The 14,431-nt window shown below is 48.1% G+C and carries 9 protein-coding genes; 8 read left to right on the top strand and 1 reads right to left on the bottom strand.

The annotated features are described in order from the left end of the window. The first annotated feature begins 251 nt into the window (after window positions 1–251). From PREMU_RS03125 to PREMU_RS03160, 8 genes are all read left to right on the top strand, one after another. Window positions 252–488 carry an acyl carrier protein gene (locus tag PREMU_RS03125; RefSeq protein WP_007573061.1) on the top strand — a complete coding sequence of 79 codons (237 nt, stop codon included), beginning with the start codon at window positions 252–254 and terminating at the stop codon, window positions 486–488. A gap of 76 nt (window positions 489–564) precedes the next feature. Next, window positions 565–1,827, top strand: a complete 1,263-nt coding sequence (gene fabF / locus PREMU_RS03130; protein WP_007573063.1) for a beta-ketoacyl-ACP synthase II — start codon at window positions 565–567, stop codon at window positions 1,825–1,827. Window positions 1,828–1,831: 4 nt separating this feature from the next. Further along, on the top strand, window positions 1,832–2,863 hold the full coding sequence (gene rnc / locus PREMU_RS03135; RefSeq protein WP_007573065.1) for a ribonuclease III: 1,032 nt from the start codon (window positions 1,832–1,834) through the stop codon (window positions 2,861–2,863). A gap of 574 nt (window positions 2,864–3,437) precedes the next feature. Beyond that, the gene (locus PREMU_RS03140) at window positions 3,438–3,983 is read left to right on the top strand and encodes an RNA polymerase sigma factor (protein ID WP_007573066.1); all 546 of its coding nucleotides are present in this window, start codon (window positions 3,438–3,440) and stop codon (window positions 3,981–3,983) included. Window positions 3,984–4,055: 72 nt separating this feature from the next. After that, entirely contained in the window at window positions 4,056–4,928 is an 873-nt protein-coding gene (locus PREMU_RS03145) for a FecR family protein (RefSeq protein WP_040557964.1), read from the top strand. Between the two features lie 39 nt (window positions 4,929–4,967). Next, window positions 4,968–8,237, top strand: a complete 3,270-nt coding sequence (locus PREMU_RS03150; protein ID WP_007573070.1) for a SusC/RagA family TonB-linked outer membrane protein — start codon at window positions 4,968–4,970, stop codon at window positions 8,235–8,237. A 17-nt stretch (window positions 8,238–8,254) separates the two neighbouring features. Further along, entirely contained in the window at window positions 8,255–9,937 is a 1,683-nt protein-coding gene (locus PREMU_RS03155; protein ID WP_007573072.1) for a RagB/SusD family nutrient uptake outer membrane protein, read from the top strand. 9 nt (window positions 9,938–9,946) lie between these two features. Next, window positions 9,947–11,209: a histidine-type phosphatase gene (locus tag PREMU_RS03160; protein WP_007573074.1), complete on the top strand. Its 1,263-nt coding sequence runs from the start codon at window positions 9,947–9,949 to the stop codon at window positions 11,207–11,209. 537 nt (window positions 11,210–11,746) lie between these two features. Here PREMU_RS03160 and mutS read toward each other — a convergent pair. Continuing rightward, a complete protein-coding gene (gene mutS / locus PREMU_RS03165) occupies window positions 11,747–14,422 on the bottom strand; it encodes a DNA mismatch repair protein MutS (RefSeq protein WP_007573076.1) in 2,676 nt (891 codons plus the stop codon). Window positions 14,423–14,431 lie beyond the last annotated feature (9 nt).

The following is a 14,431-nucleotide window of genomic DNA, read 5'->3' on the forward strand; positions in this document are numbered from 1 at the left end:
TAGCTGTCTTTAGATTACATGCAAAATTAATAACTTATTTTGAACTTACCAACCTAAATCCCATAAAAAACAGGTTGACGGTGATATATATCGATTATAAAAGGCAGAAAAATGCACAACATACTACTTGTTGTGCAGTTAAAAGTCACTTTTTCAACATTTTATTTGCGTAATTGACAAAAAGTTATTTACTTTGCACACGTTTTTGAGAAAAAATATATTTCATTAATAATAACGTAACGATTACAATTATGTCAGACATTGAATCAAAGGTAAAGGCAATTATCGTGGATAAACTTGGTGTGGATGAGGCTGACGTGAAGCCTGAGGCAAGTTTCACTAACGATCTCGGTGCAGACTCTCTTGACACAGTGGAGCTCATCATGGAGTTCGAGAAAGAGTTTGGTATCTCTATCCCCGACGACAAGGCTGAGACCATTCAGACAGTCCAGGATGCCATCAACTACATCAAGGAGAACGCTAAATAAATAACTTTGGCGTCATGCCCAGCGTTTAATGATAGCCATTAAACGCTTTTTTTGTATTAACAAAAGGTTTTACCAAATGGAAATGAACAGAGTAGTAGTAACAGGACTTGGTGCCCTTACACCGCTGGGAAACACAGTCAATGAGACTTGGAAGAACATCTTAGCAGGCAAGAGCGGTGCAGCTCCTATTACGCTTTTTGACCCTTCCAAGTTCAAGACTCAGTTTGCGTGTGAGGTGAAGGACTTCAAGGCCGCCGATTATCTTGACCATAAGGAAGCCCGCAAGATGGACCGTTGTACGCAACTCGGTATGGCAGCGGCCATTCAAGCCGTTGCTGACTCGAAGATGGATCTTGACACAGTAGACAAGAACCGCATCGGTGTAGTCTATGGTATTGGCATCGGTGGCATCCAGACTTTCCAGGACGAGGTGATGTACTATGGTCAACACCGTGAAGAAGGCCCGAAGTTCAGCCCATTCTTTATCCCTAAGATGATTTCCGACATCACAGCCGGTCAGATCAGCATCCATTTTGGATTCCATGGTCCCAACTATGTGACGACAAGCGCCTGTGCTTCTTCTTCGCACGCTCTTGCCGATGCATTCAACCTGTTGCGTCTGGGTAAGGCGGATATCATCCTGGCCGGAGGAGCTGAGGCTGCCATCACAGAGTGTGGCCTGGGTGGGTTCTGCTCTATGAAAGCCCTGTCCACCCGCAACGATGACCCTGAGCACGCCAGCCGTCCTTTCAGTGGCAGCCGCGATGGCTTCGTCATGGGCGAGGGTGCTGCCTGCCTCATTTTAGAGACCTTAGAGCACGCTAAAAAGCGCGGAGCACACATCTACGCCGAAATGGCAGGTGAAGGCATGAGTGCCGACGCTTACCACATCACCGCATCTCATCCTGAAGGTCTTGGAGCCAAGCTCGTCATGGAGGCTGCTTTGGAGGATGCCAAATTGAAGACTTCAGACATTGACTACATCAACGTTCATGGCACGTCTACGCATGTAGGCGATCTGTCAGAGGCCAAGGCCATTAAAGAGCTCTTTGGCGACGATGCCTACAAGCTTAACATCTCTTCCACCAAGTCGATGACAGGCCATATGCTTGGTGCTGCAGGCGCTGCGGAAGCCATGTTCAGCGTTCTGAGTATCGTCAACGGCATCGTGCCGCCAACCATTAATCACAAGGCTGGTGATGATGATCCCGATCTCGACTACAAACTGAACTTCACGTTCAACGAGCCACAGAAACGGGAGGTGCGTGCTGCGCTCTCCAACACGTTTGGCTTTGGTGGTCACAACGCTTGTGTTATCTTTAAGAGATATGCTGAATAACTTTATGTTAGTCAACATAATAGACAGAGTAAGGCTCCTTTTCCAAAAGGATAAGGAGCTTTATGCTTCCTTGTATTCCATTATCGGCTTCTATCCCCACAACATCACTTATTATAAGACAGCATTGCTGCACAAGAGCATCCGCCACCGTAATAATAAGGGCAAGCCCATCAATAATGAGCGCCTGGAGTTTTTGGGGGATGCCGTGCTCGATTGTGCTGTGGGCGACATCGTCTATCGCCATTTTCCCGGTAAGCGTGAGGGTTTCCTTACCAACACACGTTCCAAGCTCGTTCAGCGTGAGACGCTCAACAAGCTCGCCAAGGAAATGGGTATCTGTGACCTTATTCTTTCCAGCGGGCGTTCCAATACGCACAACAGCTACCTCGGCGGCAATGCGTTTGAGGCACTCGTAGGCGCATTGTATCTCGACCGTGGCTACAACGCCTGCATGACCTTCATCCAGAAGCGTATCTTGGCACAGATGATCAATATCGACAAGGTGGCTTACAGAGAGGTTAACTTCAAGTCGAAACTCATTGAATGGACGCAGAAGAACAAGGTGAAGCTCGAGTTCAGGCTCATCAAGGGCGGCAAGGATAAGGACGGCAATCCGGTGTTCAGTTATCAGGTGCTCCTTGAAAGTGTCTGTGGCTGCAGTGGCGACGGATTCTCCAAGAAAGAGAGCCAGCAAAAAGCCGCCAAAGATACGCTCGACAAACTCAAACGCGAGCCGCAGTTCATCGACGAGGTGTTCAAGGCGAAGGGTGAGCGCACAAAGATGGAAGAGGAACCGGTCAACGACATCCCCAACACCGACGAGAGCCAGACTTTCATGAGAATCTCTGACACAGCAGTCTCCGACGATGTCAAGCATGAGACAGCCTTCCGTGAGCGCGTCTTCTCCGAGAAGGAAAGTGCCGCCAGCGAAGAGCGCGAAATGGTTATGGACATTGACAACGTATCCGACCATGACCGTGAGAACATCATTGCGACAGCCGAGAGAATAGCATTCGAGGAAGAACACGAAGAATAGGAGAGAATCCTTATAAACTTTGATATTCCCTCTAAGTCTCACTAAAGAGATTTAGAGGTTTTTTGGTTATCGTCATGTCTCACGATATGGAATTTAGTTTCGCGTAGGTATCATCCCATCGTTCCATTTTAGTGATTGTAATGGATTTTATATATTATCCTGTAAAGCATTTAGTCAGCCAAATCTTTTCTGAGAAGTAGGTATCATAGCATGACCACGCTTTGGTCACATCATGACCACGTTTTGGTCACATCATGACCACGCTTTGGTCACATCATGACCACGCTTTGGTCACATCATGACCACACTTTGGTCATACTATGACAAAAGATCTGTATTTTTGCAAGAAAAGGATGAACACACGGTCATCGTATTATTTTTTAATAGAAATGCAACGACATTTTTATTGTAAAGACAAATAGCAGTAATTTTGTCACTGATAACAGAAATAGAACAGTATGATGAGAATTTTTTAAAAAAGAGGTCCAAACAGCCTATTTGTCTTTTCCTTTTTTGCGTCTCTATTTATAGAAACGCAATCGAAACAGGTTTGAACTAAAAGCTAAAACACGCAATGCAAGATACCGAACGGAGCGAGCTTTATCTCATTTCACACGGGAACGAAATGGCATTCGATGGATTCATGGAACGATATTCAGCGAAGATTTTCTACCATATCTTCGGAATACTCGGAGACTATGAGCTCAGCGAGGAACTTTCCAGTGACGTATTTCTCGAAGTGTGGCAGCACAGAAAGGAACTGCCCAAGATAGGTAACATCCTTGGCTGGATCAATACCATTGCCTTCAACAAGGCAGTGAGCGCACTGCGTAAGAAACGGAAGAAGCAGAACATATCCTTGGAAGAAGTCCCTGATTTCTATTTCCCTGAATTGAAGTCGCCTATTGACGGTATCATCTCAGAAGAGGAATGTCGAAAACTCAACAAAGCCATAGATGCCCTGCCACCCCGATGTAAGCATATCTTCTTTCTTGCAAAAATAGAGGAAATGTCGTATGACGAAATATCACAACTGCTCCAGATCTCTAAGGCTACTGTCAACTATCATATATCCTTCGCCCTATCTGTTTTAAGGGAAAAACTCCGGAAGGCGATGTAGGAATCCTTCAAATACGAATAGATGAACAACGATAATTTACATAACATCCGGTATGACGGATCTCAGGAAGATATGAAACTCAGATTTCTTATAGAGCATTGTCTTCCCTCTGATATCGTCACTGACGAGATAAAGCTCCGCACGCACCGTAAGCGTATCGCCCGGTATCACCGTAAGGTGACGGTGTTGCTGTCTGCCGCAGCGAGTGTCGCTGTGATGATAGGAGTGATGCTGACTGCCGTTCTCACTTCTGAAAAATCTGAAAAAGATGTGGCATTGGTGCAGCGTACGGAGAAGAAGACTGTCGTAGCCAGTCTGGTGAAAGTATGTGTCCCTATAGGGCAGACAAAATCTATCATCTTGCCTGATGGTACTAAGGTCATAGCCAACTCACGGACAACCTTGACTTATCCGAGTCTTTTTACCGGGAAGACACGTGAAATAGCTATCACGGGAGAGGCCTTCCTTGATGTGACGCACGATGCTGCCCGTCCCTTCGTGGTACATGGGAATGGTTTCAACCTCAAAGTCCTCGGTACGAAGTTCAATGTCAACACCTATGACAGCAGCAACTCTTCGGTAGCCCTCTTGGACGGATCAGTAGAGGTAACGACACGGAGTGACGAGACGGTTCGCCTGAGTCCTGACCATCTCGTACGTATCAGAGACGGTTTCGTACGTGAACTCATACATGTTAATGCTGCCGACTATGTGTCATGGATGGATGGTGTACTTAACCTCAAGGGACAGACGATGGAGCAGATCGTATCTACCCTGGAGGATTATTATGGTTTGAGTATTATCTGCTCACCCAATATCTCAGGCAAGCGCCTTTATGGTAAGTTACAGCTCAACGACAACTGGGAGAGAACGCTGACAAGCATCAGTTTCCTTTCTGATTCGCACTATGTTGTCAATGGCAATGTGGTGAAAATACGGAAATAAAAACAACATTATATCATAATCATTTTAAACTTAAGTAGTATGATAAGACCTAACAAGAAAGTTAAGTGGGGTGCCTCCCTGCTTCTTACTGCAGGTTTGCTGTCTTTTCCCTGGCAAGTTCTCGCCTCAGGGCATGTCTCTTTGATACAGGATGGAAATGGCATGATGGTGCTTCAGGCACAGCGTATGACGGTAAAAGACGTTTTCGATTACATTGAGAAAAACAGTGGCTACACGTTCGCTTATGACAACAATGTGCGAAGCCGTCTTAACGATGAAGTCAATGTCTCTCTAAAAGGCCGTTCCGTGGAAAGCATCGTCTCTGAACTTTGTCAGGCTGAGGGGTTGAGATATATCATCTCCGACAAGCAGGTGCTTATTAAGACAGGTCGCGGCAGAACTGTCAACAGTCCTGCTGTATCCCAGGACAACAGACTCACGGTGAAGGGTACCATCATTGATGCGAAGGGAGAGCCTCTCACGGGAGCTACCGTCATGGTGAAAGGCAGTACGCTGGGTACCGTGACAGACATCGATGGAAACTTCTCATTGAATGTGCCTGACAAGGCCATACTTGTTGTCAGCTACGTAGGTTTCAATCCTAAGGAGGTGACGGTGGGCAGTAAGAGCAGCATCAATATCACCATGTCGGAAGATGCCAATATGCTCAATGAGCTTGTCGTCATTGGTTATGGTCAGGTGAAAAAGAACGACCTCACGGGATCCGTCACGGCTATCAAGCCTGACGAGCTGAACAAAGGTGTGCAGAACACAGCTCAGGACGCGCTCGTAGGAAAGATAGCCGGTGTAAATGTCGTCACCAACTCCGGTGCACCGGGTACAAGCGCTACCATCCGTATCCGCAGCGGTGCTTCTCTTTCTGCCTCCAATGACCCTTTGTTTGTCATTGACGGTGTTCCTGTAGACAACTCTTCTATTGAGGGAGGCGGTAATATCATCGGTTCCATCAATCCGAATGACATCGAGACCTTTACGGTGCTGAAAGATGCATCGGCGACAGCTATCTATGGCTCACGTGCATCAAATGGTGTCATCGTCATCACAACAAAAAAGGGTACACAAGGGGGCGTGAAGTTCAATTACAATGGCAATGTGTCGATAGGTACTGTTGCCAAGCGTCTTAACCCACTGACGGCAGACGAGTTTCGGGTTTTTGTGCCTACAGTGACGGGGGTACCCTCCAATGTGCAGATGGGCACTGCCAACACAGACTGGCAGGATGAGATCTATCGTACTGCTATAGGTACAGAGCATAATTTCTCTGCATCGGGCAATATCAGGAAGTTTGCACCTTACAGGGCCTCTGTCGGGTATACAAATCAGCAGGGTATCATCAAGACGAATCAATACAACCGTTTCACATTCGACGGAGGCATCACTCCCTCTTTCTTTGACAAGCATCTCACAGTAACGCTCAATGCCAAGGCTTCGTATGAGAATAATCATATGGTAGACGGCAGTGTAGTCAACAACGCACTGCGCTACGATCCAACACGTCCCGTGGGGACAGGCAGCGCTACAGCCTCGACAGATCCGGGACTGGGGTACTTTATATGGATGAACGGTAAGTCGCCGATGGCAATACAGACGGATAACCCTGTGGCACAGTTGGAGCTGCAGAAGTTTCGGAATACGGTGGGCAGATTCATCGGGAATACGCAGCTTGCCTATAAGGTGCATGGTTTTGAGGATCTACAGTTGAATGCCAACTTCGGTCTGGATTATCTCGAGAGCAACTACAAGAAAGATATTCCCAATCTGGCGGGTACGATGTACACGTCGAACATGAAAGACGGCACAGGTCTCGACTATGACGGTAAACAGAAGAAGCGCAACACCCTTATCGACCTCTATGCCAACTACCAGCATCTCTTTGGCAAGCATGATGTCAGTGCCATGGCAGGTTATGGCTGGCAACATTTCTGGAAGAAATATGATGACACCTCTTTGTCGCCGGAGGGCAAGGAGCTCTTCTCTCCTTATCACTATGAGACAGAATACTATCTGTTGTCACTTTACGGACGAGTCAACTATACTTACAATAACCGCTATATGCTCACAGCCACCCTGCGTGCCGATGCCTCTTCACGTTTCGCCAAAGACAACCGCTGGGGTTACTTCCCCTCTGTGGCACTGAGCTGGCGTGTCAGTGATGAGGCTTTCCTGAGAAACAGCAGGGTAATTTCCAATCTCAAGCTGCGTCTCAGCTATGGACAGACGGGTCAGCAGGATATCCTAAATGATTATCCGTACATGACGACCTTTACCATCTCCTATCCGGAGTCCAGTTACCGTTTTGGAGATACCTGGTACCGTACCTACCGCCCGAATGCCTATGATACCGATATCAAGTGGGAAACGACGGCAACATGGAATGCGGGTCTGGACTATGGATTCTTAGGCAACCGTATCTATGGATCGCTCGATGTGTACAAACGTCATACGAAAGACCTTCTCAACACCATCAATGTCATCTCAGGTACAAACTTCTCTTCTATCCTGACGACGAACGTGGGGGAGATGGACAACAAAGGTGTGGAATTCTCTGTCAATGCCGTCCCCGTACAGACCAAGGACTTTAAATGGGATATAGGATTCAACTATACCTGGAATACATCGGAAATCACCAAGCTCAATGTCATCGACTCTCAGGGCAACTTCGTACAGACGGGTTCAATCTCGGGTACAGGTAAGTTTGTGCAGGTGTTTATGGTCGGTAAGCGTCCTTACACGTTCTATCTCGCCAAACAGGCTTATGATGACAATGGCAGGCCTATAGAAGGGAAATATATTCAGCCCGACGGTTCAATCTCTAATACAGAGATACGTTACCCCTCAAAGAGTGCGCTTCCTAAATGTTATATCGGTTTCAACACGTCATTCACTTACCGTAACTGGTATCTCGGCATGAATGGTCACGGAGCTTTTGGCAATTATGTCTATAATTATGTGCGTGCCGACCAGTATCTGCAGTCTGTCTACAGTGACCAGGGCAACTTCTCCAATATCCTGCCTTCTACCCGAGACTTAGGTTTCGACACTCAGCAGCTTTATTCTGATCTGTTCCTGGAGAAGGGCGATTTTCTCCGGCTGGATAATATTACGTTGGCTTACACTTTCCCTAAGGTGTGGAATACAAAGAGTAACCTCCGACTGGCTTTCACCGTGCAGAACGTGTTTACCATTACCGGATACAAAGGTATCGATCCGGAACTGCCGAATGGCATCGACCGTGATGTCTATCCTCGTCCGCGCACATTCTCTATCAGTGCAAACCTGAATTTCTAAGTTTAAACGTCGTAATCATGAAAAACATCTTTCGTTTCATCATAGCTTTATTTTTTTGCTGTGGGCTGACAGCCTGCTTCAATGATCTCGACACCATGCCCCTTGACGACAATCAGCCTGTCAGTGAGAAGGTTTATTCATCTGTTGATGGGTATAAAGGCATGCTTGCCAAGTGTTATGGGTCACTTATCCTTACCGGTCAGCGTGGTGGTGATGGCGGTGACGGTGATCTTGAGGGTGCCAATGAGGGCTATTCTGGATATGTGCGCCTTCTCTTCTACCTTGAAGAACTCCCGACCGATAATTTTCTTATGCCGTCCCAGTCAAACGGTCTTCGTAAATGTCTGAACCTCCAGTGGGATGCTTCTAATGCCTCGGTCATCAGATGGACGTACCAGCGTCTGAACATGACCATAGCCTACTGTAACGAATTCTTGCGGGAGTGTACGGAGGAGAAGCTGCGGAGCCGCGGACTTTACGACCAGCTGGGTACCGACTATGTACATATGAGAGCTGAGGCTCGTTTTCTCAGAGCTTATTGCTATGCCACCCTTTGTGACTTCTATGGGGGTGTGCCTATCATCGATGAGAATACCGGTGTCAAGGCGGTCCCCGACCAGGCTACCCGTAAGCAGGTCTTTGAATATGCGGAGAGTGAACTCAAGGCGATAGAGAATGACCTCTGTGGACCACATAAGAATGAGTATGGACGTGTGGACAGAGTCGCCGACTGGTTCCTTCTGGCTCGTATGTATCTCAATGCCGAGACATGGATTGGTGAGAACCGTTATGACGATGCGCTGACCTATGCCAAGAAGGTGATTAATGAAGGTGGGTATAATCTGGCGCAAGACTATCGTCAGATCTTCCTTGCAGACAATGATCAGTGTTCCGAGATCATCTGGCCTCTGTGTCAGGATGGTAAGAAGGCTCAGAGCTCTGCCGGTACCAACTTCTATGTCAAGGCTTTTGTCAATGGTCCGATGAATGAACTTTACCAGACAGGTGTTGGATCCCGCGGATGGGGAAATGTCAGGGCAAAGACAACGCTTGTTAATGCCTTTGATCCCAAAGACGTGGTGTTTGACAAGAATGACACGTGGGGCAATAACAAGATGGATAAGCGTGCCCAGTTTATGACGGCACTGCCCAACCAGAAGAAAGAGACATGGGGTGAGAAAGAAGAGATGACAAGCCTCTTCACCTGCGGATATGGATATATCAAATGGCGTAATGTGACTAAGGATGACAAGATTCCTGCCCAGGGTGAAGCTTACTCGTCTATTAATTTTCCGATGTTCCGCACAGGCGAGGCCTATCTCATAGCGGCAGAAGCCATACTCCGTGGTGCCAATGGCAGCAGGGCAGAGGCGCTGAACTATGTCAACGAGATTCGTGAGAGGGCTTATATGAGCGGCAAGTATGCCAGGGCAGGCATACGTTCTGATGTGCCGGGTGACATCACCGACAGCCAGCTTACGCTCGACTTTATTCTTGCTGAGCGGCAGCGGGAACTCGCCTCAGAGCTTCAGCGTCGTACAGACCTTATCAGATTCGGCAAATTCACCAAGGGTGATAACTGGGACTGGAAGAATGGCGTGAGACTTGGGAGTGATGTCGATGATAAGTATAATCTCTTCCCTATTCCTGAGTCTGAGCTGACAAACAATCCTAAGCTCAAACAGAATAACGGATATTGATACTGTTATATGAGAAACTTACTGGTATTAGCTTTTTCCTTGCTATTGTCAGCTACCTTATCAGCACAGACCTCTTTTGATGAGGTCTGTGCCGATTTGAATAAAGCTGGCGGTGTTTATTTAGCTTATCCGGAGCCGACGGTCAGACTGACGCCTCCTCCCAAAGGCTACCATCCTTTCTATATCAGTCATTATGGGCGCCATGGCTCCCGTTATCTCATCGGTGACCGAGACTACAGATGGGTCATGGATGCTCTTCATGATGCCGATTCGTGTGGCGTATTGACACCCCTTGGGTATGATGTGCTGTCGCGGCTGCAGCAGCTGTGGCCAGATGTGGAGGGACGTGGGGGAGACCTAACGCCTGTTGGTGTAAGGCAGCATCAGGGCATAGCCAAGCGGATGTATGCTAACTTCCCGGAGGTGTTCAAGGGGAGACGGAAGGTGTCGGCCCGTTCAACGGTTGTCCCGCGATGTGCCATGAGCATGGTAGCTTGTGGGGATGAACTGAAAAGTCTGGCACCTCAGTTGGACATCAGCTATGAGATGAGTCAGAAATACATGGATTACCTGAACTACCACACGGCTCTGTCGAATGTCTTTACTGACAGCAATAATGGACCATGGGTGGGCGAGTACCGGCAATTCGAAGCAGCACATGTCAAGCCGCAGCGTCTTATGCAGTCGCTTTTCACCGATGATGGCTATGTCAGACAACATATTGACGGAACTAACTTCATGTGGGGATTGTACTGGATTGCCGTTGACATGCAGGACATAGATACTCACCTCTCTTTCTACGACCTCTTCACGCCAAGCGAGCTCTTCGACCTGTGGCAATGTGTCAACTATCGGTTCTATGTAGGCAATGCCAACCATAAAGATGGCAATGGTATCGTAGTGGCGAATGCCCGTCACCTGTTGTGCGACATCATCGAGCAAGCCGACAAGGCTATCAAGGATGGAGAGATGGCTGTTACGCTCCGTTTTGGTCATGACGGTAACATCATTCCCCTTCTGGCTATCCTTCACATTGAGAACTTTGATGTGGCTGTGAGCAAGCCGGAAAATCTCTATAAGTACTGGTCTGATTTCAAGGCTGCACCTATGGCTGCAAATGTACAGATTGTCTTCTACAGGAATAGCCGGGGCAATATCCTCGTGAAGTTCCTACACAATGAGCGTGAGGTGCATATCCCTGTCAAGACCGACAGCTTCCCCTATTATTCATGGCAGGATGTCCGACAGTTTTATACCAATGAACTGAAATGAACTCTTACGGCGGATGTCAGACAGTTACCATAGGTCTAAAGGCGGGCTGTATGTGCCTGCCTCCTAAGCCGTTTGTTTCATCTTTTCTATGAAATGATGTTAGTGACTTGTTCGAGATGAGATAGAACTCAATGAGCATTTTATGGTGATGATTGCACACCATCATGGGTATAATTGTGTATGTCCTTCGTCATAAAACAATATCATAACCATGATTTATAGGGTGTCAAGTTTGTGCATAACTTCATAACCGTTTTAAGGGGCTTATTTATGGTGTGTTACGCATTATGATATAGTATCGATAAGTAAATATATATTAACCTTATATTGTTGCTTATCTCACTGAGATTCAGTACCTTTTTACGTTTGCGTCATTCAAAGTCACCCACTTTTTTAAGCTAAATAACTGATAATCAATGTGCGCTACATGATGGCAGAAAAAAGTGATGAAGTCAGGAGTCCACACCCATTGACTTCCAAAAGAAAGTGGTATTGGCCATCGTTCTCCCTATCACCGACAAGGCTACGGACACACATTTAATAGCTTTTGCCGGTAACTATTTTCTTAATTTCATTGAGTTTATTGAGCGCGTCCACAGGTGTGAGGTTGTTGATATCGAGCCCAAGAATCTCGTCACGCACTTGCTTGAGCACGGGATCATCGAGTTGGAAGATATTGAGCTGTATACCGTCATGGTCCTTCCCAATGTTTTCCACTTTTGGTTTTCCGGCATTTCCTACTTCCGCATTATCAGCCTCTAACTCTTTCAACACCTCATTAGCACGTCTGACGATGGAGCGTGGCATGCCGGCTATCTCAGCCACATGAATACCAAACGAGTGTTCGGAGCCGCCAGGAGTGAGCTTACGCAGGAAGATGACTTTGCCGCCGATTTCCTTCACGGCCACATTATAGTTCTTGATACGCTGGAAATGCTTTTCCATCTCGTTGAGCTCATGATAATGAGTAGCAAAGAGTGTGCGGGCCTGTGAGCCACGGTGCTCATGCAGATACTCCACAATGGCCCAGGCAATGGAGATACCGTCGTAGGTGGATGTGCCACGACCCAACTCATCAAACAGTACAAGAGAGTGGGACGACACATTGTTGAGAATGTCAGCAGCTTCTGTCATCTCCACCATAAACGTCGATTCGCCAAGCGAGAGATTGTCGCTTGCGCCGACCCTCGTAAAGATTTTGTCGACCAATCCCACTCTTGCACTCTCTGCCGGTACAAAGCAACCCATCTGCGCCAACAGCACGATGAGCGCTGTCTGACGGAGCAATGCCGACTTACCAGCCATATTTGGCCCCGTGATCATCATCACTTGCTGCTTCTCAGTGTCAAGGTAAACATCGTTGGGCACATAGCGCTCACCGAGCGGCATCTGCGTTTCTATCACTGCATGTCGGCCCTGGCGAATGTCGAGCACGGTGGTGTCATCGACCACTGGGCGCACATAGGCGTTATCCTCAGACACTTTGGCAAACGACAGCACGCAGTCGATGTGTGCCAGAATATTGGCATTGATCTGTATCTGAGGGATAAACTCCTGCATGTCAACGATGAGTTCAGAGAAGAGTTGCGCCTCTAACTCCAAGATTTTCTCGTCTGCACCAAGTATCTTTTCCTCATATTGCTTTAGCTCAGGGGTGATATATCGTTCGGCCTGGGCCAGTGTTTGCTTTCTTATCCAGTCGGCGGGCACATGGTCCTTGAAGGTATTGCGTACCTCCAAATAGTAGCCAAAGACGTTGTTGTAGCCTACTTTGAGCGAGGTAATACCCGTTTTCTCCGCCTCACGTTGCTGAATCTCCAGGAGATAGTCTTTTCCTCCGCGCGAAATATGGCGCAGTTGGTCAAGTTCCGTGCTGAATCCCTCGGCGATGACGTCTCCTTTGGAGACAAGCTGCGGTGGATCAGGCTGAATTTCCTTTTCTATGCGGTCCCGAAGACTCTCACAAAGGTTCATCTGCTCGCCGAGTCGCTTCAGACTGCCATTGTTGGCATACAGACAAGCCGACTTGATGGGCTGGATGGCCTGCAGAGCAGTCTTCAGTTGTACGACCTCACGCGGCGTCACCCTGCCCACGGCAACCTTTGAAATGATACGCTCCAGGTCTCCCACGCGGTGCAGCTGCTCATCGATGACCTGCCTGAAGTCAGGCGCCTTGAAGAAGTACTCCACCACGTCGAGGCGGTCGTTGATGTGCCGCACGTCTTTCAGGGGAAACACCATCCATCGCCTGAGCAACCGCCCGCCCATCGGCGTGATAGTCCGGTCAATCACGTCGAGGAGCGACTTGCCGTCTTCCTGCATGGGCTGGAGCAGTTCCAGCGAACGGATAGTGAACTTGTCCATCCGCACGTATTTCTCTTCTTCCAGCCGTTTTAACGACGTGATATGGTTGATATTGGTGTGCTGCGTGAGCTCTAAGTATTGCATAATGGCACCCGAAGCCACGATACCATCCTTCAAATGCTCCACACCGAAGCCCTTGAGCGACTTGGTGCCGAAGTGTTTCAACAGCTTTTGTCGCGCAGTCTGCTCGGTGAACACCCAGTCGTCAAGTTCAAAGACCGTGAGTTTAGTACCGAAATACTGCTCAAAATCCTTGCGCCGCGTCTTGTCATAGAGCACTTCCTTAGGCGAGAAGTTGCCGATGAGTTTCTCCACATAGTCATAGGAGCCTTGCCCAGTGAGGAATTCGCCGGTGGAAATATCAAGGAAAGAGATGCCGCAGGAAGCCTTGCCGAAGTGAACGGCAGCAAGGAAGTTGTTTTCCTTGTAGTTGAGCACATTGTCGCTCATGGCTACTCCAGGCGTAACGAGCTCTGTAATGCCGCGCTTCACCATCTTATCCATCTCGGTCAGACCCTTCCTTCCCTTAATCATGGCGCGTTTTTTCTTGGGGTCCTCCAGCTGGTCACAGATGGCTACCCGCTTTCCTGCCCGTATGAGCTTGGGCAGGTAGGTGTCGAGAGCATGGTGGGGAAAACCAGCCATCTCAGCGCCGGCAGAGGCGCCGTTATTGCGTCGGGTGAGCGTCAGACCGAGTATTCTTGAGGCTTCTACGGCATCGTCACAGTAAGTCTCGTAGAAGTCGCCGCACCGAAAAAGCAGCAAGGCATCGGGATGCTTGGCCTTCATAGAGAAGAACTGGCGCATCATTGGGGTGAGGGTATTATTTGAGCTTTGAGATTGATGCATTGCGAGTTA

Origin of the sequence: Hallella multisaccharivorax DSM 17128, from assembly GCF_000218235.1 — a bacterium.
Taxonomy (GTDB): domain Bacteria; phylum Bacteroidota; class Bacteroidia; order Bacteroidales; family Bacteroidaceae; genus Prevotella; species Prevotella multisaccharivorax.